This is a genomic window from Fibrobacter sp. UWEL (assembly GCF_900142535.1).
Taxonomy (GTDB): domain Bacteria; phylum Fibrobacterota; class Fibrobacteria; order Fibrobacterales; family Fibrobacteraceae; genus Fibrobacter.
This window is the reverse complement of record NZ_FRBE01000012.1, coordinates 1-19,475: the sequence shown is the minus strand read 5'-3', so window position 1 is coordinate 19,475 and position 19,475 is coordinate 1. Positions and strand designations below refer to the sequence as shown.

Below are 19,475 nucleotides of genomic sequence, written 5' to 3'. Positions count from 1 at the left end.
ACCTATTTTTCTAACCCCTGAAGAACGGAATCAAGCCTTGCAGTTATCTGTACCGCCCCCTTATCGCAGAGGTGATCGAAGTCCACAGCCATTTCGTCTCCATAATCATGATCACCCATCTTATTTTCGTCCATCAGAACAAAATGCGGATAGGTCTTTGAAAGTCCACCAATCTTTTCAATCAGTTTCTTTGCGACACTTCTGCGAAGGCCGTAGCGACCGAAAGCTCCCGTATTGGCATAAGCGGGACTTTGGGGGAAAATAATTCCCACAACAGAAATACCACGTTCCTCACATTCCTTAAGAATCCCCTCCAAGGTTTCTAGGGAATTTTCCAGGCAATCGTCTTTATCCGAGAATGTGCTGTCCACTTCAATTTCGGGAACCTTGCCCCATGAACCACACAGAGTTCCCAAGTAACGCCCTCTGTCAAAAGTATAGACCAGAGCGTCCTCTGTGCCGAGAGATTTTTCCGTTACCTGGAGTAACCCAGCAGGAATACCATCCTTCCAGTAATCATGATTTTCATCATAGACGTAGCCAGGATATTTCTTCACATCCTTCACAAAGAAATTATCGCCCTTTTGACCATCAACTTTCCACCAGAAATCCATATCCAGCGAGATGACAACATATTTCAAATTTTTCAAATGATTGAAAATGTACTTGTCCAGGAAATCACGAGTGGAGTATAAGGAATTGGGCGTGTGGGCGAAATTCACCCCGAAGAATTCCTTACTTAAAAGCCTTGGACTGATGGAATACAAGGGACGGGAAGAACCGAGAATGGCAACATTTGCACTATCTGCATAACGCCACAGCAGTTCCATATTGTAGCGCATGAGAACAGAGGCCCATCCATCGTTTTCATTTAGGTACACGCCGGCACTATCACGATCCAGCTCGGACTCCTCGTAAAAATCACTTTCTTCCGTCCAAAATGCGGGGTGCCATAATTCACTTCCTTCAGCCAACGCCATCACAGAATCCGTAGACATATCCACCAGGACAATCTTTTCATGAACGCCATTGTAGTTGGTCAAGGAAGCCACGGCTCTATTTCCCGTAGCCCACTCGGTATGGTCAAATGCAAAATTGTCGGGAGCAGAAACATATTTAATCTCGCTTCCCGTACTATCCACCACCAGGATACGTTCATGAACGCCGTATCCTTCAATGTTGTTTTCCTTATCCCTCTTGCGGCCAAAATCCAGGAACAGAGTTCTCTTGCTGTCATCCTTGGAAAGACTTACGTTACAAGCCTGTTCGCTGTTGTACCAGACGGAATCCACCACACCGTCATCCGTAACCGTGCGAGTGCGAAGCAGGCGGGATCCTGTAACGGCGAGACGATCATCTGCGGAAACGCCCCCGTGGTAAGCGCCATCGAATAGCTTATGAGGTCTTCCGAACATTCCATCGGAGAAAGAAACCTCCCAGGTGCTTTGACCAGAGAAGACATTCTTATCCGAATTATCGCCGGCATTGGTCACATAAACAAGGACCGTGTCGCCATCAGGTGTAACTCTCCAGCGGGGAATTGCAGCCCTTTCGGCATTCAGCTTAACTAAATCCGTACCAGCGTAATTCAACCTGCGGACATAAACATTAGACTGGGCGTCCACACCTTCAATACTCGTACAGAACGCTACCCACTGGCCATTAGGGGAAATATCTGGATGATATACGGTAAGGGTGTCCGCAATTTCAAAAACCTTGGAACCGAGAGAGTAATCGATAAATTCCAGATTTCCAGTAATATGATTCCGGAACGCAAGCTTAGCCTGCATGGTCCCCAGATGTTTCTTCATGGCAAAGGAATTCACCAGAGACACCGTATTAGATGTCGACACAGAATTGCCGTTCATCCAAGTAGGATCAGGAATCGCCCCATAAGCCAGGCGGAAGCCCACGTAATCCGCATGAGTTGCAGAGGTAACCACATAGTCATCTCCACGGCGGTATGCCATTGCGGTTTCCTTGTTCAGCTTAAAGCTACTGCCCTTTAACACGCGCTGGCCCAAGCCATCCGCCTGAGGGGCGCCCATAAAATTGGATACCGTCGTATCGGAGAAATTCCCAAGCCAGCCGTACACGAATTCCTTTACGTTCCCCTCCAGATCACAGAAGTGCAAGGAATCAGAAACAAAGCCGCAAACCGAATGAGACCGATAGTCAGAATTTTCAGCATTCCAGCTATTGTCCGGATTCCAGCGAATCTGAGCGGCAGCCATCCATTCCGCTTCCGTAGGCAGGCGGAATGCATCCACCCCCGTACGCAGGGAAAGGCCGGTCATATTACTGCAATGTCCCTCACCATCCAGGGATATGGATTGATAGGAGTATGCGGTATCCATTCCTTCCGCAACACTTTTCGCATTGGCAAAAAGGATGATATCGTAATAGGTCACATTAGCCGCAGGGAGGTTATCCTCCTCGCAATCCACCTTCGTGATCAACCCTTCTGGAAGATTAGCCTTCCCCATGATTTCGTTAAACTCACCACAGGTAACCTCGCTTCGGCCAAGAGCAAAATCATAGTCAAAGGTCACCTTCATTTTGGGGCGTTCATTATCCTTGGCGGTGGAATCATTGGTCCCCAGGACCACAGATTTACCTACGGCCTTCACCTGGATATAGCCAGGAATATCGGAAGCATGAACAGAAACTTCGTCTGCCTTGGAGGAGGACGAATCATCGGAGCAGCTACTGAGCAGAGCTGCCAAAATAGAGGCAAACAGTGCTTTGCACTTCATCGGCCCTAAAATAGCAATTTAGCGTTGTTTCGCTACGTTCTGATTGGCTGAAATGCCCGGGAATTCAGGGAAAAATTCTTCTGCAAGACGGTACCACTTGAGCGCCTTGGATGCATCCTCTTTCAGGTAGAGATTTCCCACATCGAAAGCGGCGAGACCAACCAATTGGCGAGCCTCCAGAGGCTTGAATTCCAACCCCGTCCAAGGTCCCGCTTTATATTTCTGGCGGTATTCTTCATCCGTGTAAGAATACCCCCTGCGATTGGGTTCCAGATTGACTTTCGAAACATTTTCTGGAGAACCATACTGCAGGAAAACATGGCCTGGCAAGAGTACTGCGTGAAGGTTGATATTACGAACCTCGGCCACCATCAAGGCAAGCCAAGCAAGGCCCACACATCCGGATTTTTTATTCTGCAAAACAGACAACGGGAAAATGACTTCTTGAGAGGAAGAAGCATTCGCTGCCCCCGCAAAATCTATAGTCCAGTATTCCCACAAAAGAGATTTCAAGGAACCCAGAGTATCGCTCGTTACAGACAAAGTAGAATCGTAATAACGAAGGCCTTCGTTCCAGTCCTGCAAGTTGTCAACGCAAGAGATTTCCTTACCCTCAATAGAGCAAGCCATCTCCACATAGCTTAAGTCTCCCCCACGACCACCCCACAGGAAAAAAAGTCCTACGGCGCCAACCGCAAGAAACGCAATCACCGCAAAAGCATTCAAGACAGCCCGTGTTTTAGACTTTTCCATACGTTATTTTAAAACAATAAAGGAGCAAAGCGACGTCCTTGTTTTCGCAGGAATATCAGCCCCGAAGCAAAGACGTTCTAGCGAAGTCATTCCTATCCAGAAATTTCCTCACGTTCTTAGTTCGCGCATTCTGAAGCTAGACCGTTTCAGCGAAGGGGACTGATGTTCCGGAGAAAACAATAAAGGAGCGAAGCGACGTCCTTGTTTTCGCAGGAATATCAGCCCCGAAGCGTCCCAACGTCTAGCGAAGTGCGTCCCATTCCATCGGAGATTGCCAGAGGTCTCTTGCGGTCATCATATAGACAACAAGTCTCTTGCTCTGCATATCCTTCTTCATCTTCATCATGCGGCTACGAACACCGGGGCCGCCGCCCCAGCTGGTAAGAACCTGCACGTCCAAGCCAGTTGCATAAGCCAGCAAGGAACCCGGGCCACCGCTCTTCTGATCCACACTTTCAAAGACACCCGTAAAGGAATCCCCCATCAAGAGTATCGGAGCATTCTTGCCGCCCTTATAGGTTTCCGTACCGCGATAGACTTTCATCACGTTCAAGTTATCCGCAGGATACTTAGACTTTTCCGCATCCGGCAAATGAGCCACCAGGTCCCCCTCACGAAGAGTTTGAGTTTCCTGAAGGTTCAGGCTACCAGGCTGTGCGCCGGATTCCGCATACCAGCTATACTGCGTCACACGACCAGCAAGAAGTTCCATAGCGGCAAGCTCACCAGGCAAAGCCCAGTGGGTATCATAACGCTGGAAACTGTAATGAGGCGGTTCATCGCCGGCCTTGGCAGCCATCAAGGCAGGATAAATATCCAGCACGTCAATACCCGCTTCCAGAAGTTCCTGGGTGAAAGCGCGACCTTCAGGATTGACACACAGATCCGCAGCTGTACCCGGCACAATCTTCTCGCCGTAGATTTCTTCCTTCACGGGAACAGGAACAACCAGCAGCTGGATACCCAGAGAGTCCAGATAGTTTTTCAATTCCACCATACGGGGCAGCGGATTGTGGAGGGAATCCTGCTTGCTAATCTTGTCTGCCAGCAAGTAATTGGCGTTGCGACGGAACCAGAGGAAACCACCATCCACCTTATTGCCCTTGGCATCCACTTCCGCCCAGGCGTTCTGTTCCTTGGGAAGCTTAGCCATCTGAGCGGACAAAGACTTACGGAACGCAGCCGTAGCGGCATTGGCCGGGCAAGAGCCCTTGACGGAATTCAAAGTTTCAAGACGGAACGTGGAGCTGGTATCCAAGTGACGATCCACAGGAATCACTTCACCGTTAGCCATCAGGGAATCCGCAATTCTCTTTGCACGAATATCTTCATCCGTCATGCGGAACAAGGGCGTTTCAAAGCCAATCCACATGGGAGTGCCCATAGGATTACCGCGCATCACCGCAAAAGGCCTGCCGTTTTCCCAGGGAGCCCCAGCAGTATGAGGTTCCAGGTCCGTATTCAAAGTGGGATACCAGTAAGAAGAAAGGGTACGAGCCCAGTTCATGGCATCGTCAGAATTCATTTCACCCGTCAGGTAGTAGTTGAGGATTTCCCCCACTTCTCCTGTAGAAGTAAACTTCAACTTTCCGTAAAACGCGCTACGGCCAGTCCATTGGGCAGGCATCACTTCTACCCACCAGTCAATGGCGTTGGATCCTGCTTTTGCATTGGAAGAAGGAACACCCCACAGGCGAGTGACACTCTGGAACGCTCGGAAAACCTCTGGCTCCTGCCACTTGACGGCTTCCACTCCGTTCAACAAGACCGATAGAGAATCCGATCCAGTCTGGGAGTACAGTAATTTCGCAAAGGGTTCCCAAGCAATCGGTTCCACACCAGAAACAGCATTAGGTTCATAGCCAGAAAGGGAGTCCAACATAGGGAACGGATAGTTTTCCATCTTGGTTCCAGCCATCACACCCTTGTATCCTTCCGGAACATCTTCCTTGCCGGCCATACGGATCGGGTTATTGAAGTAAGCCGCAAAATCAAGAGCAGCCATAGTAGGTTTATCCACCACGCGAATCTGCTTATCCGCAGAAATCACCTTCATTTCAAAAACGGTTACTGCCTTGGGAGCCACATAACGGGGCAAATCAGCAGGAACACCGCTCTCGGCCCTAGCCTCGGCAACTGCAGGAGGAACAGAGTTATCCGCAGACTTGCTTCCAGCGCAGGCTACAAGACCAAAAGAAAGAGCCGATGCAGTTAACGCGGCACCGACCTTAAAACAATTTGCTTTAAAATTTTTCATATTCACGTAAGAATATATAAAAACCTTTCGCTTATCGCGGTAACACATTTGCTAATTAGGGTGTTATAGTAAAAGGAGAATTTTTATATTTCCTCGCGAAAAAAAGGAGCGCACATGGTCGCACAAGGTGAACACAACAAATGGATTGCTCTCGCCCTTTGCATTTTGCTGGGCTATCTCGGTCTCCATCGTTTTTACGAAGGAAAAATCTGGACCGGAATCCTGTGGCTCTGCACCGGCGGTCTTTGCGGCGTAGGCATCGTCATTGACGCCATCCTGATTGTTCTGAAACCGGAAAAATACTAACCGAATTATTTCCATGAAAAAGCTTTTCGTTATCGCAACAGGCAGCGCAGGCAAGATCCGCGACTTCGCCCATATTCTCGGAACTGAAAACAAGGAATTCAAAACCCTGAAGGACATCGGATTCGATGGAGACATCGTGGAAGATGGAAATTCCTTTGCGGCAAACGCAATCATTAAATCCAGCGTTACCGCCCAATGGCTCGCCGCCCGCGGTATCGAGGCAACCGTTCTTGCGGATGACTCCGGCCTGGAAGTTTTCGCCCTGAATGGCGAACCGGGAATTTACAGCGCCCGTTACGCCGGCGGTCACGGCAATGACAACGCCAATAACGATAAGCTCATGGCCAAGCTGGAAGGAATCGAAGATCGTGCCGCCCGTTATTTTTGCGCCCTGTCCTATCAGCAAGTAATTCCCGGTACAGACGGAAAACTGATGGTAACTGACCCCCAGATTTTCGAAGGGGAATGCCGCGGTAACATCAACTACGCTCCCGTAGGTGACATGGGTTTCGGCTACGACCCCCTCTTCGTTCCCAACGGCGAAACAAGAACCTTCGCCCAGATGGAACTGGAAGAAAAGAAAGTCATCAGCCACCGAGGCAACGCCATCAGAGCCCTGAAAGCAGCATTATCTAAGAATTAGGGTACAGGGTACAGGGTATAGGATTTAGAGACTAGAAACTAGAAATCAGAGACTAGTGGTTCGACGAAAAAGAACGTCTCTTAATGAAAAAAAGGAGTAACATTCCGAGGCGTCAGCACTTGCATCTTGCAGCCCTAGCCCCTAGACCCTAGCCCCTTAAAGCCCTTGCATCTTACTTAGTATCCGTACTACCGGCGTTCAGCTTAATGTCGGGCAAATCACGTACATAGATGGAGAAGCTCCATCCCGCGGCAGGTCCCGTAGGAGTCCAAGTGAAGTCCAGCTGCCAGCAGTGCAACACTCGATTGAAGGTGAACTCATGAGACACGAAGCGCCCTTCATTGTAGTTATAGCGGGTGCTATAAGTCATTTCCCAGTTGCGGGTGGGCTGCAGACTTGCGGAAATACCCGTAGAATGAGTCACCTTATCCTGGAACAAATCGCGAGCCACACGGCTGCTACTAAAGCTATAGCTGTAATCCAGACCGAAGGACCACTTCAAGGTTTCGTACTTACCCATCTGGGAAGGTAAACCGCCATTGAACTGTCCACTCCAACTAAAGCGTTTGGAGAAGTCATAACCCCAGTAAGTCAGCTCAGGAACCTGTACCTTATTAGGTTCTTCCGTATACTTGTGGTAGAAACTGTGACGGGTATTAATCGTAAACAGATAGTCCGGCAAAATCTGGAAACCGAAGGAAGAGGTAATGTCGGAGAACCGCAGGGAATCTGCTGCAAAATTGTAGGACAAGCTGTGGCGAGTCGTGAACAGACGACGATTGCCGTACTGATCCTCCACGGCCTTCGCCGTATCGCCCTTGGTAGTATCCGGCTTGTAGCCCGCCACCTTCAGGTACTTAATATCAAAGTCATTGTTCAACCCAAAGCCCACCGTCTTTTGTTTAGTCTGATAGAAGCTCTGTCCCAAGTAAGGATGGGGCGCAAAGCTTTTCACCGTATCAATTTCAGGGGCGTAGGTATAGGAAATCTTAGGCGAAAGCACATGACGAATACCCGTAAAGCGGCCTATTTCAGGAACCCAGATTCCGTACAGTTTCGTATCCGCAGAAATACTATAGTTATGATTATAGGCGAACTGCCCGTAGTTATCGTGTTCCGGATCCAGCAGCATGCGCTTGCGATACTTCAGGGAATCTTCCGGATTAATCCATTGCGTTCCCGTCCAATAACCTGCAAAAGATGCCCTCGGGGTAATGTTAATCACATCAAACAGGGAACCAGAATAATCCAGGGAGAAATTACCTGTATAACCCACATACTGGGCCGTCGTATCCTTATCATTCAAGGAATCCAGAGCACGAACCGTAGTATAGTTAAAGCGGTTACTAAAGCTATAGTTCAGCTTCTCCAAATAATTCATGAAGGAATTGTCGTCACGGGCAACGTCGTCTTCGTCCAGTTCAAAATCAAAGAGAGGGCCGCTCATGCTGTACTGGATATCAGGAATGCTACGTTCCATGCGGTCTGTCACCAGGTTGTGATCCTGACTTGCCTTTACCGTAAGGCTCTTGTTATTTCCGAAACGGCCGGAGTAGGTCAAGGCAGCTTTAGCCTGCTGGTCCAGGATGGTTTCTGCATCCAGGGCATTGTCCTTACGGACCTTGGAACTACTGACGAAAGAACCACTACCGCTTAAGGTATGTTTCCCGTCGGGAGTCAAATTCTGCTTGTGATTAAAACGAATGTCATAGCCGCTATTACCCAGATCAAATTCTTGCAGATAGGCTGTGTAGGAAATGTTTCCATCTAGCAAGTAGCGCTTCTTATAGCGGATTTCACCCGTTACCGTGGAGCGTTCAAATCGAGCTTCTTCGCCTTCAATCAGGTCACCCTTCAAGGTAGCATCCCAATAATCGTTCGCCGCATAATAGAAGCCCAAGTTACTCATGTAGTAACCTTGCTTCTGGTCACCACCGAACTTCGGCGTCAAAAGACCTGACTTACGACCGCTCTTCAAGGGAGCCACAATCATGGGAAGCACGGCCACAGGAACATCTGCAATATTCAGCACCACGGGTCTTGCGGTAATGGTTTCCTTGGGCTTCACCACCATACGGCGGCCGTAGAAATAGAAATGCTGATGCGTGGAATCGTTACAGGTACTAAAGTCGCCACGAGCAATCTGGATACGCTGATCCGGCAGACGGCGGACTTCCATACCATTCAACTGCTGGTTATCCTGGTAAGTAGTGGCGTAATAGATTTCGCCAATCTTACTCTTCATGTTGTACTTCAGGCGCATACCCGACAAGGACGGGTTCTTGGATTCCCTCAGGATAGGATCCCCCGCAGCCGCAAGGACGCTATTCTTCTGGTCGAACCAGATGGTATCTGCATCCAGCGTTGCCGTACGATACTTCAGCTGGGCGGTATTGTTCAAGTTGAAAGTGGAGTTCTCTACATCATACTCCAGATCCACAGCACGATATTCCACCGTATCCGTACTCGTAGTATCATTCATCCAGTCCACTTCGGTGGTATCTTCTTCTACGTCTTCCTGCACTTCCAGCTCAAAGCGAGTCATCTCCTGTCCGAATACGGAAGGAGCCGCAAAGGCCATTATAAACACGAAAACGGCCCAAAGAAGACTATGGGTTCTAGATAAAATCACGTTGAGGCGAAAAATAGATAAAACGAGTCCGCAAGATTACAAGGTTCTGAATAAAAAGGGCGTTCAACACAAAAAATAACCTGCAGTATATCACTGCAGGCTATTCAATTACTTTGTTCTAACGAACGATCTGAGTTACTTCAATACAGCATTCTTGCCGCTGAAGGTGCCGTTATGTTCGATAGTGACCATATAACGACCGCTGGGAACATTTTCGGAATTCCAGCCAAGAGTGTTGAAGCCAGCCTGAGCGTTGTCAGCACGGAGGGTAGCAACCTGTTCGCCATCAGCATTCATGATGGTAATGATTGCGGGACCGGCAGACTTCAGTTCAAAGCTAACTGCCTTACGGCTAAAGCCCTTGAGAGTAGCGGAACTAACCTTAGCAACGTTCTGAGACGGAGCCTTGGGAGCAAATTCATCAGCCTTTTCAATGTAGATGCCGTTCAGACCAGCAGCATTGACAGTGCCTTCAGAAACACGCTGACCGTGCTTCAACACGGCGACCAGCTGCTTTTCACTCTTGGCGCTGGCGTAGGTTTCCAGTTCCTGAGCATTAAATTCAGTCTTGTCACCATACCAGGCTTCCACGCCTTCGCTTTCAAGATCCTTCACGGTAATCTGGGCGCGGCGAATAACGGTAGACATGGTGTCAGCACCGCTAACGAAAGTTACTTCCAGGGGCTTGTTCACCTGACCACGGAGCTGTTCCTTGGAGAATTCAATATTCTGGCCCTTCAGGCTCACACCATCCACAGCGATGATGACGTCACCAGCCTGGATTTTGGTATCAGCAGCGGGAGTATTCGGAATAACTTCGGCAACCTTGACGCCATTACGAATCTGATAGATGGTAACGCCGATGCCACCAAAAGCTTCATCAGCCATTGCAGGAGCTGCAACCAGAGCAGCAAGCAGAGATGCCTTAATCAAACGCTTCATGTGATTCTCCTTGAATAAATCTTCTATTGGAAATATACATCATTTTGAACAAAACGTGACGGACAAGGGCGTCTTTACCCTCAATTACTCCATCATTACGTCTTCTTCTTCCCCATCATCGTAATCTTCCAGAGTTTTTTCTCCAGGAACGATGACCAAGCCCAATGTCACGGGTTCGCCCTTCATATTGATATAGGCTTCCAGGTACAGGGAGGAAGACAGGCGCAGAAGGCGCAAATCCAGCATGGTCCCGCCCTTGTGGATGCTCTTGGGATTCAAATTGAAGAACAGGAACTTCTTGTTGATGTATTCAAAACGGTCCTGCTCGTAATTGATAGACCATTTGGAATCGCCGTCGTTTTCCTGACGGTAGAGGCATTCATCATGGTCAATATCACATTCAAAGCTGGCGCTTTCCTGATATTTCTTGTTCCATTCGCGGCTGAAGGAACAGGACTGAATGCGACCACCACCATTACGCTGTTTATTCAGCTGGTCATTGATCACCACATAGTCCATCTTCATGTTCTTCACCTGATTGTACACGTCCATCAAGATAATGTAGGCTTCAATATTCTTAGGGCACTTGCCGGAAAGATTCACATCCTCATGAGCTTTCAGCAAAGTCTGCTGGAGGTCCACATCGATGGCATCAGGAATCTCGCTTTCGGCAATCTTATCCAGAACCTTCTTGGGAGGAATGACCACCACCTTGTCGCCCTTCTTGACGGCAAAGCCCATCTGGTCGCGGATGTAGTCCAGGCACTGCTGAACGTGGATATGGACCGTGTTGGAAGCGGCAGACACGAAGTCCACACCAATACGCACATTCCATTCACCGGCGGTACTTCCATTCTTGTCCAAATCGCAGAAGGGTTCTTCACGAATACCATCCACAAAGATGACCTTGGCATTCAGCTTGGTCACCAGGGATTCATCCTTCTTCATGACGCCACCCAGGCTCCAGAAGTTGGGATTCATGCGAAGGACTTCTTCAAAGGCCTTGTCGCCATCCAAAGCCGGAAGCAAGGAATCATTACGAGCATTCTTTTCCTGCATGAGCTCAGAATACTCGGTAGTAACCGTCATGTTGCTAAACCCATTACGTTCCGCCACAGGAGGCATGGCAAACACGGACGCCACAAACAAGGCGCAATGGACAAGGAACACAGCAAAAGACAAGTGCAAGTTTTTCATAGAAACGTCCTTATGCTTTCCGCAATTTTTTCACCAGGAAGTGAAGAGCATATACCAGCACACCGCAAGCGATGATCGTTGGGCCCACCACAAGATTAAACTGACAAGCCAATAAAAGGCCTGCAATCACAAGTACCAAGGAAACAATCACGGAAATAAAAATCATCTGGGTCAAACTTTTGGAATAGCATTCTGCAATGTATGCGGGAATGGTCAAAAGCGCAATCACCAAAATCATACCCACCGCCTGAACCGCAATCACCACCGTAAGGGCAATGAGGGCGATAAGAGTCATGTAGTAAGCCAACACAGGCATTCCCTGCACGCGGGCAAATTCCGGATCGTAGGAAATAGCCAGGAACTTACGGAACTTGGCTATGACCGCCACCAAGATAACCACCAGTAAGGCGCCCATCCAATAAAGCAAATCCGTCGGAACCGTAAGCAAGCTACCGAACAGGAAACTCATCATCTCCCCGTTGTAGCCGGGAGTCATGTCCGTAAGGATGACACCAAGAGCCATACCGCCAGCCCAGATAATACCAATAAAGGTATCGGACTTCTTGCGGTCACGCCATGTCAAAATGCCCATGAGCATGGCGCAGACAACAGCAAAACCCAGAGAACCCAGCATGGGAGAAAAGCCCAGCAAAGCAGCGAGACCGACCCCACCGAAGGACGCATGAGCCACACCACCAGATAGGGACGTGAGGCGGTTCACCACCACAAAGGTTCCCATGACGCCACAAGCAATAGCCACCAGTACGGAGGCCACCAGGGCGTTCTGCATAAATTCCATGGACAGAAGATCGAGCATTTGACTTACGAGTTATGACTTACGAGTTATGAATTATGAATTATGAGTTACGAGTTCGGGCAGGATGGTTGTTAGGTGGAGTAAACTTGGTACGTAGAAATTTACCCAGCTGGGGACATCGGGAATGGGATTTACCAAGATCGTAGTCCAACCGCGTCGATGGGCGGGTTCCAGATTACGTACGGAATCTTCCAAAAGCACGATATGGGAAGGATTTGCCGGCATTCCATTCATGAAAAATTCTTCGGGAACGCGCTTGGCCAGATATGCCTCCACCTTGTCGTAGGCGCTTTCGTGAGGCTTACCCACCCAGTCCATCTGCTTTAAGTCAAATACATCTTCGAAGCAGTCACGGACACCCATATGTTCCATACCAGCTTCGCTCCAGTCCCTACGTCCATTGGTAAACACAAAACGATGTCCTTCAAGACCCATAATCAAGTTGCGCTTTGCGGGAGAGGCCTTAGGATACTGGAGAAATTCCGGCTGATGAATGAAATCGAAAAAGTCGTCAGGCTTTACCCCATGCATAGCCTGAAGGCCAGCTAGAGTTGTTCCGAAACGCTGCAAATAATCCTTGCGGATCTGATGTGCAGTTTCGTAATCCACCCCAGTTGCATTCTGCACGGACTTTGAAATACGTTCGTCCAAAGAATCCAGGACGTTACGTTCATCGGCGCCGTACAAAGTCAAATCGTAATCAAAAAGCCAAATCATAAAAAGCCTTAGTAGCCCATGGCCAAGCCACCAATCTGACGAGCCAGGTAGGTAGCGTAGTTATCCGTCATACCGCTTACAAAGTCCAGGACTTGATGGTAGGCTTCGGCGGCGGTAACGCTCTGGCCTATCTTTGCCTGGCCAATCAAGCGGACAATGCGGTCTGCACGATAGGAATTCTTGCCATTCTTACGAAAATCATAGACACCGTTAATGAAAGCATCCAGAACCGTACTCAAGGTGGTATAGCTACCCACTTCCAGTTCCGTCTTGCGGCGGTCCGGATAGATGCGTTCCACACCCAGGCGCTTTGCAATGCGAATACCTTCCATCACTTCGGAGCGGGAAAGATCCACCAGGTGCTTGATGGGAGCACCGGCCATAATCTCGTCGTAATGCTTTACAAAAGTCACAGCCACATCATCAATGAGGTTCTGGATAGCAAGACCACGAATACTACTGAGGAAGTCGCGGAAGTTCTGGCCGTTTTCCTGATATTCCCGATCGATGTCCACATCGGGACCGCAAAGATAGCTGAACATGCTACGCACATCGCCAAAGGAAAGAATACCCAGTTCGATGGCATCTTCCACGTCCAAAATGCTGTAGCAGATATCGTCTGCGGCTTCCATCAGGTACACCAACGGGTGACGAGCCCACTTGCCCGTTTCCAGTTCGGGAATACCCAAAGTGTAGGCTGTCATGCGATAAAGATCCGCTTCCGTAGAGAATAGGCTGGTGGGAGTGCCGAACTTAGCCAGCTGGGGATACTTGATCATGGCCCCGATGGTCGCGTAAGTCAGACGCATGCCACCATCCAGGAAGTGGTATTCCAGCTTACTCAGGATTCGATGGCCTTGAGCGTTACCGTCAAAATTTTCGAAGTCAGCGATTTCGTCCGGTTTCAAGTCCTGCATAGCGGGAGATTGACGATTCTTACGGAACCATTCGCGGATGGCCGCTTCGCCGGCATGACCAAAGGGAGGATTGCCAATATCGTGAGCCAGGCAAGCAGACTGAACGATAGTACCGAACTGGTATTCGTTCACATACTTCGGCAAGTGCTGCTTAATCAGATGATAAACCGTAATGGCCAAGCTACGGCCCACGCTACTGACTTCGATACTATGAGTCAAACGGCTGTGAACGTGGTCATTCACAGAAAAAGGATGAACCTGAGTCTTGCGGCCTAGGCGACGGAATGCGGTAGAAAAAACAATACGGTCGTAATCGCGATGAAAATCAGAACGGTTCGGATCCGGATCAGCCGGGTGTCCGTAACGCGTAGCAGAAAGCAAAGTATCCCATTGTAACATGGGGATAAAGATAGAAAATTATGAATTACGAGTTATGAGATACGACTGGCGGGATAGGGCAAAGATGATAAGAGAGTCCGCTAATACAAAACCACCGAGCCACATGACTGTGCCGGTTTGGAAGCCGTAACTGTGCAGGCCAACGCCTAAAAGGTTCACTCCGAACCAACATAGGAATGTGATGATTACATTAAAACAATTCATCAAGGCAAAGGTTCGTTCGTTTACCAAGCGGCCGTCGCGAAGGTGCAAAGCAAGCATGGCCCACAAGCACACAAACAGTGCTCCACATTCCTTCGGGTCAAAGCCCCAGAAACGGCCCCAGGCGTAATCCGCCCACACGCCACCAAGTAGTGTTCCCAAAATGGAAAAGCCAGCGCCAAAAATCAAAGTACCGAACAGCAATTTATTGCGGGCTTCTGTGGGGCGGAAAAGCGCAACGTGAGCCACCACACCAGAAAGAATCATTCCCGCAAAGCCGAGGGCAATGGTGAAAACGTGTAGCGTGAGGAACACTCCGGAATTCAACACAGCGGGAATGGGCTGGAACAAATCGCCCGGTTCCAAAATGAACTTGGCAAAGAATAGCAGAACCGCAGCCATCAAGGTTACAGGAATAATCAGAGAGAACGTGCGCTTGCGACAAAACAGGAATGCACCAAATTCAAAGGCTTCCAATAGCAGGGCCACCAGCAGCACTATTTCGTACAAACTAGAAAGAGGCGGACGGGCCGCAATGTAGAAACGAAGGACAAAGGCTATAGTCAGCGTTGCCGCCGTCGCAGCCGCCATGAAGTTCGCCGCAATATCAAGAGAACGCTTCTTGAAAATGGAATTTACCGCAGCCAAGATGCAACCCAAGAACGCCAAGATAAAGGCAATAAGGGCAAAGTTGGCATTGTTGTAGAAGACTTCTGTACTAGCTTTGGTTTCGTATAATTCGTCAACCCGCATGGGGAAAGCATCCTGCTGAATCGCTTCATACAACTGGACATTTTTCAGCAAGCGTTGTATTTCCAAAGTAGCAGGATAATCATTCTTTCGGCTTGCATAAACCTCAAGTTCATTACGATATTTTTTTAGCTGATTGTAGCTAACGTAGCGATCGCTTTCTGGAATGTTCAGGGCATGTTGTACATCGGCTCGGAGCACCTTGAACAAACGACGATCATTCACATAGTTATAATTAAACCTTATTTCGTCCACCACTTTCCAAGCAGGCATTTTTCCTTGACATGCGTCTGCAGGCAGACACTTGTAAGTCACCCGACCGGAAAAATCATCCAGAACACCACGGGCAAAAGAATCGTAAGGACGATAGGTTTCTCCCACAAGAATCAGATCCTGGGAGGGTCTATTTCTTTCATATTCTATTTCCTCTTCGGTCAATTCATATGCGTAAGCAGAAGGAGAGCAAAACAAACCCGCCGTCACAAGCAATAAGGCCAACGGCGCTTTCGGCAAACCTGATGCTTGTGTAGCCACATTGCGTCTTGGTCGCACCCGCACCACATAATGAAAAACCAAACTCAGCAAGAACAGCACAGAAAACACGTAGGGCACGAACTTGAAGGGATCGTAGGTGGCCGTATAAAGATCCACCTTCACGCCGAACATATCCACCTGCCCCTTGTAGAAGGTGAAGTAAGGATATCCCTCCCCCACTTCTACAGCGGAGGTATTCAGGCTGTCGTCTACGGTGTAATAAGTGATGGTTTTTTCCGCCGCAGCAAAGCCGTTATATTCCTGGCGGAATTCAGAACCCACAAGGCTACCCACCAGCAGCACCAGCAATGCGATGTGCATTCCATAGAGGCCAAGGTTTCGCCAACCCGAGGGAACAAGTTTTCCAGATTCATCCCGCGAGAAAATCTTGGGCATTCGGTACATCATGGAGGCAATCAAGTGCAGCGCTCCCACAACCGCCAACGACTTAAAGGCGGGCAGCGGCACCACCCCAAGCACCCACAGGAAATAGCTACCGAAAAAACGGTCCGCCGCAAGAGCAGCACCCTCGTTGCCAGCAGCAGCCTGCCCCAAGGTTCCCCAGAACGTCAGCAGCAGAAAAGCCACCAGCAAAACGCAGGTCACTTTCAGCGACGCAAACTTCTTCAAAAAGCTAATCATAGACTACATTGTCATTCCGAGCGTAGCGAAGCGAAATCGAGGAATCTAAAGAAGACGTTCAACGTCCGACCCAGACAAATTTAGACTCGTCCAGCTGTTGTTCCCCGTCGAAGCGATAGCAGGCCAACCGCCCGTTACCAAGGTGCCCCGCAATACTAAAGTCGAGGCAGCAAACGTTGTGACGAATCAGGCGGGGTTCTCCCGTCAACCAATAATGTCCAAAGAATACGGGCCGTTCGTTTTCCCCATAGAAGGATCGTTCGCGAATCTCCGGATCCACATCGCACCCCTCGGGCATGGTCACCCCAGGCTGCAGACTCAATTCCTGCAGGCTTGCCTTGGCAGGGTCCACCCACCAGCGCAAACGGGTCCTAAAGCGCTTCACGTTCTCCCCATCAAAGAAGAACTGATGGTTGGGCAATTCCATCTCGGGGCCTTTCAGCAACATATCGATGGGCCAGAACAGCGAATCCCCAAACTGGTTGTCTTCGTCATTGGCTCGCACAATCAGTTCGTCAAAGCTTCCGTCGGCAAAGCAAGTCACACCGGCGGCCTTCAACAGTTCCAGTGCACGGGGGTGGAAACTTGCATGCTGGGCCCGGAACAAATCCGTCTCCAAGTAGAAGGGCAACGTCTTGGCGAATTCCTGCATTTCCTTGAATTCGTCCTTGCGACCTACAAAATCACTCACCGTCTTGGAATGAACCGCCACCTTGTTGAAGGTATGCTCCCTCAAGTAGCCAGGTCCAATCTTTTCCAAGTAGCGGCCCCCAGTTCCGTTCTTCTGCCAGAAACTGAGCATATTAAATTCATGATTCCCCATCAGGGCGATGGCAGAGCCCGCATCACGCATAGCTCGCACCAGATTCAGCGTGGTTCGCACATTGGGGCCGCGATCCACGTAATCGCCAAGGAAAACAACCATACGTTCATTGCCCGGATAGCGGAAAGCACCTGCCGATTCCTCGTACCCAAGCTTTTTCAGCAAGGATTTCAAGCATTCGCAGTGCCCGTGAATATCACCAATGAAGTCAATGGAAGTGTTCATATTTTGAAATATATAAAAAGTCCCAACAATCTCCCCCAGCAAGATGACACAGAAAGCATGGGTCGACGACTATGGCCACAATATAAGCAAGCTGAACCTTTTCCTGAACGAAGGACTGGAAAAGGACTCCGTCATCGAACAGAAGGATTCCATCGGTGTTGAATGGGAAACCGTAATAACGGCACAAAATACCGGCGACGAAACCTGTTACAAGGCAACCTCCATCCGCAACAAAGCCGACACAACCCGCGCCCTCTACAAATGCGAATACCGGAGGCACAAATGAACCGCGGTTTCACACACAATGTCATCCCGGCCTTCGAGCCGGGATCTCAAAAGAATGGTTTCACACTCATCGAATTAGTCGTTACCATGGCGGTCTCCGGCATCTTCTTCACCCTCGCAATGAACCTTTACACCCAGGCCGTCAAAGGCCAACTAGCCTTCACAAAGAAAGACGCCGCCTACATGCAGCGCTCCATCGACATCGCCAAAACAAAAAGGATGCTCCAAGAGCATCCCGGTAAATGTGTTGACGGAATTTATGTCCTAGATTCCGCCGACAAAGTCATTCCTGCCTCTACCCACCCCTTGCAATGCAAGGAATTGAAACGAGCCAGAGTTGTGGTGTACAACAATCTTGGAAGCTGGGTTGCGGGACGATAAAAAGGTCTCAGATAAATCAAAGGACCGTACCAACAAAGGTGCGGCCCTGATTTTAGTTTCTACTTTTGGATCTTTTTTTCGAGGGGATTATAACCCTCTTATTAAATCACGCCATAGTCCAGATACAGTTCGAAAACAATCTGATTCCAACAAGAGTTCTCAAGGAAGACAAAGAAGAATACGTCAAGAGCCTCGCCCAATCCCAGGAACAATCCGATCCAAAGCCATTTGTTGAATTTATGATGGGTTCCATGGCCAAGAATTTGGAAAATGAGATTAGCATCTTCCTCCATTCGACCGAAATGGTGGGAGAAAACACGGAAATGGGGGGAGAAAAAGAAAAACGGGGGGAGAAAACCAGTTTTCAGATTCTTTCTACCCTAAAAAACAACCCGAAGATGACCACATCAGAACTCGCAGCAACCATTGGTATAACCCCAAAGGCCGTAGAAAAACAGATTTCAAGACTCAAAAAGAACGGAAAGCTACTGCGCGTCGGCCCCGACAAGGGCGGTTACTGGGAAGTACCGTAAACTCTATGGCAAAAATCTAAAGGCCGCACCAATGAAGGCGCGGCCCTTGTATTACGTTATTTTAGATTTATTCTTAAATATTACACAAAAATTATGAGGCATCATCAACATGTGTGGAAGCATTTAGGCAGCCTTGCTAGATGATTCTCTCGATTCCGATTCCCATTCGTAGGCAATCTTTACATCTACATAGGAACAGCTCAACATTATCAGCGACAGCATGTTGTTCATATTCCTGAAGCCATAGGCAGTCCGTATCAGTAGCTTTATCTTGTTGTTCGTCGCCTCGATCCTTGCGTTTGACACGCCTAGCCTGATTGTGTTGAGGATTCCGTCGTAGTTACGCTTGATCTTTGCGTACAGATCCTTTACTGGGCCGATGCGTGAGTGACTTGCCCGCCACAGCCACCTGTCCAGATTTTCCCTGGCATCGGCATAGCCCATCTTCAGGATGATGCGCAGCTCCTCCTTGAGCTGGTATGCCCTGTAGAGACGCGGATAGCGGCTGGCTATGAGCTCTATTTTTCTCTGCTGGCTTTCGTTTAGGTTCTCCGGAGCCTTGCCCAGAGCGTACCTGGAGTTCTTTATCCCCTCCGCGGTGCGGTCCTTCGGGACGCTGTCCTTCGTGGGCCTGCCTCGGCCCCGTTTCGGATTGCAGCGTTCCTTGCGGGCCTCCCTCCAGGCTTCCACACGGACCTTGTCCAGGGCATCCGTCGCCCACTGTACGACATGGAAGCTGTCCACGCATCGCTCGGCATTGGGCAG

The 19,475-nt window shown here is 49.3% G+C and carries 17 protein-coding genes; 5 read left to right on the top strand and 12 right to left on the bottom strand.

Annotated elements, in window-relative coordinates; genetic code table 11:
- Nucleotides 1-2: 2 nt before the first annotated feature.
- From BUB59_RS08905 to BUB59_RS08895, 3 genes are all read right to left on the bottom strand, one after another.
- Nucleotides 3-2,756: a TIGR02171 family lipoprotein gene (locus BUB59_RS08905; protein WP_073228763.1), complete on the bottom strand. Its 2,754-nt coding sequence runs from the start codon at nt 2,754-2,756 to the stop codon at nt 3-5.
- An 18-nt stretch (nt 2,757-2,774) separates the two neighbouring features.
- Nucleotides 2,775-3,509, bottom strand: a complete 735-nt coding sequence (locus tag BUB59_RS08900; protein ID WP_073228760.1) for a transglutaminase family protein — start codon at nt 3,507-3,509, stop codon at nt 2,775-2,777.
- Between the two features lie 241 nt (nt 3,510-3,750).
- Entirely contained in the window at nt 3,751-5,766 is a 2,016-nt protein-coding gene (locus BUB59_RS08895) for an alginate O-acetyltransferase AlgX-related protein (RefSeq protein ID WP_083540262.1), read from the bottom strand.
- A 114-nt stretch (nt 5,767-5,880) separates the two neighbouring features.
- Between BUB59_RS08895 and BUB59_RS08890 the strand changes: the two genes are divergently transcribed.
- Nucleotides 5,881-6,072 carry a TM2 domain-containing protein gene (locus BUB59_RS08890; protein WP_073228757.1) on the top strand — a complete coding sequence of 64 codons (192 nt, stop codon included), beginning with the start codon at nt 5,881-5,883 and terminating at the stop codon, nt 6,070-6,072.
- A 13-nt stretch (nt 6,073-6,085) separates the two neighbouring features.
- The gene (gene rdgB, locus BUB59_RS08885; protein ID WP_073228752.1) at nt 6,086-6,715 is read left to right on the top strand and encodes an RdgB/HAM1 family non-canonical purine NTP pyrophosphatase; all 630 of its coding nucleotides are present in this window, start codon (nt 6,086-6,088) and stop codon (nt 6,713-6,715) included.
- Nucleotides 6,716-6,887: 172 nt separating this feature from the next.
- Here the strand turns inward: rdgB and BUB59_RS08880 are convergent, their stop codons facing one another.
- The 8 genes from BUB59_RS08880 to BUB59_RS08845 form a co-directional block, all read right to left on the bottom strand.
- Entirely contained in the window at nt 6,888-9,347 is a 2,460-nt protein-coding gene (locus tag BUB59_RS08880; protein WP_234980010.1) for a putative LPS assembly protein LptD, read from the bottom strand.
- A gap of 135 nt (nt 9,348-9,482) precedes the next feature.
- Nucleotides 9,483-10,289, bottom strand: a complete 807-nt coding sequence (locus BUB59_RS08875; protein ID WP_073228750.1) for a S41 family peptidase — start codon at nt 10,287-10,289, stop codon at nt 9,483-9,485.
- A gap of 84 nt (nt 10,290-10,373) precedes the next feature.
- Nucleotides 10,374-11,486, bottom strand: a complete 1,113-nt coding sequence (locus BUB59_RS08870) for a hypothetical protein (protein WP_234980009.1) — start codon at nt 11,484-11,486, stop codon at nt 10,374-10,376.
- Nucleotides 11,487-11,496: 10 nt separating this feature from the next.
- On the bottom strand, nt 11,497-12,303 hold the full coding sequence (locus BUB59_RS08865) for a metal ABC transporter permease (RefSeq protein ID WP_073228747.1): 807 nt from the start codon (nt 12,301-12,303) through the stop codon (nt 11,497-11,499).
- A 33-nt stretch (nt 12,304-12,336) separates the two neighbouring features.
- Nucleotides 12,337-13,020, bottom strand: coding sequence for an HAD family hydrolase (locus tag BUB59_RS08860; protein WP_073228744.1), 684 nt, complete (start codon nt 13,018-13,020; stop codon nt 12,337-12,339).
- An 8-nt stretch (nt 13,021-13,028) separates the two neighbouring features.
- Nucleotides 13,029-14,336 (bottom strand): deoxyguanosinetriphosphate triphosphohydrolase, encoded by a 1,308-nt coding sequence (locus BUB59_RS08855; protein WP_073228740.1) that lies wholly within the window; start codon nt 14,334-14,336, stop codon nt 13,029-13,031.
- 18 nt (nt 14,337-14,354) lie between these two features.
- Nucleotides 14,355-16,463, bottom strand: coding sequence for a cytochrome c biogenesis protein (locus BUB59_RS15760; RefSeq protein WP_073228737.1), 2,109 nt, complete (start codon nt 16,461-16,463; stop codon nt 14,355-14,357).
- A gap of 58 nt (nt 16,464-16,521) precedes the next feature.
- Nucleotides 16,522-17,511, bottom strand: coding sequence for a metallophosphoesterase (locus tag BUB59_RS08845; protein WP_073228734.1), 990 nt, complete (start codon nt 17,509-17,511; stop codon nt 16,522-16,524).
- Nucleotides 17,512-17,554: 43 nt separating this feature from the next.
- Between BUB59_RS08845 and BUB59_RS15375 the strand changes: the two genes are divergently transcribed.
- The 3 genes from BUB59_RS15375 to BUB59_RS08830 all read left to right on the top strand — a co-directional run bounded on the left by BUB59_RS15375 (nt 17,555) and on the right by BUB59_RS08830 (nt 18,710).
- A complete protein-coding gene (locus tag BUB59_RS15375; protein ID WP_073228731.1) occupies nt 17,555-17,797 on the top strand; it encodes a hypothetical protein in 243 nt (80 codons plus the stop codon).
- The gene (locus BUB59_RS08835) at nt 17,794-18,177 is read left to right on the top strand and encodes a type II secretion system protein (protein ID WP_073228728.1); all 384 of its coding nucleotides are present in this window, start codon (nt 17,794-17,796) and stop codon (nt 18,175-18,177) included. The genes BUB59_RS15375 and BUB59_RS08835 overlap by 4 nt, the downstream gene beginning before the upstream one ends.
- Nucleotides 18,178-18,242: 65 nt before the next feature.
- Nucleotides 18,243-18,710: a winged helix-turn-helix transcriptional regulator gene (locus tag BUB59_RS08830; protein WP_073228725.1), complete on the top strand. Its 468-nt coding sequence runs from the start codon at nt 18,243-18,245 to the stop codon at nt 18,708-18,710.
- Between the two features lie 123 nt (nt 18,711-18,833).
- On the opposite strand, the gene BUB59_RS08825 is transcribed toward BUB59_RS08830, so the two are convergent.
- A partial coding sequence (locus BUB59_RS08825; RefSeq protein ID WP_143160304.1) for a transposase occupies nt 18,834-19,475 on the bottom strand: 642 nt, incomplete at its 5' end.

Excerpts from the sequence above, each read along its gene's own strand:
- BUB59_RS08905 (WP_073228763.1), bottom strand. The coding sequence starts at position 2,756 with ATGAAGTGCAAAGCACTGTTTGCCTCTATTTTGGCAGCTCTGCTCAGT.
- BUB59_RS08900 (WP_073228760.1), bottom strand. The coding sequence starts at position 3,509 with ATGGAAAAGTCTAAAACACGGGCTGTCTTGAATGCTTTTGCGGTGATT.
- BUB59_RS08895 (WP_083540262.1), bottom strand. The coding sequence starts at position 5,766 with ATGAAAAATTTTAAAGCAAATTGTTTTAAGGTCGGTGCCGCGTTAACT.
- BUB59_RS08890 (WP_073228757.1), top strand. The coding sequence starts at position 5,881 with ATGGTCGCACAAGGTGAACACAACAAATGGATTGCTCTCGCCCTTTGC.
- rdgB (WP_073228752.1), top strand. The coding sequence starts at position 6,086 with ATGAAAAAGCTTTTCGTTATCGCAACAGGCAGCGCAGGCAAGATCCGC.
- BUB59_RS08875 (WP_073228750.1), bottom strand. The coding sequence starts at position 10,289 with ATGAAGCGTTTGATTAAGGCATCTCTGCTTGCTGCTCTGGTTGCAGCT.
- BUB59_RS08870 (WP_234980009.1), bottom strand. The coding sequence starts at position 11,486 with ATGAAAAACTTGCACTTGTCTTTTGCTGTGTTCCTTGTCCATTGCGCC.
- BUB59_RS08865 (WP_073228747.1), bottom strand. The coding sequence starts at position 12,303 with ATGCTCGATCTTCTGTCCATGGAATTTATGCAGAACGCCCTGGTGGCC.
- BUB59_RS08860 (WP_073228744.1), bottom strand. The coding sequence starts at position 13,020 with ATGATTTGGCTTTTTGATTACGATTTGACTTTGTACGGCGCCGATGAA.
- BUB59_RS08855 (WP_073228740.1), bottom strand. The coding sequence starts at position 14,336 with ATGTTACAATGGGATACTTTGCTTTCTGCTACGCGTTACGGACACCCG.
- BUB59_RS15760 (WP_073228737.1), bottom strand. The coding sequence starts at position 16,463 with ATGATTAGCTTTTTGAAGAAGTTTGCGTCGCTGAAAGTGACCTGCGTT.
- BUB59_RS08845 (WP_073228734.1), bottom strand. The coding sequence starts at position 17,511 with ATGAACACTTCCATTGACTTCATTGGTGATATTCACGGGCACTGCGAA.
- BUB59_RS15375 (WP_073228731.1), top strand. The coding sequence starts at position 17,555 with ATGACACAGAAAGCATGGGTCGACGACTATGGCCACAATATAAGCAAG.
- BUB59_RS08835 (WP_073228728.1), top strand. The coding sequence starts at position 17,794 with ATGAACCGCGGTTTCACACACAATGTCATCCCGGCCTTCGAGCCGGGA.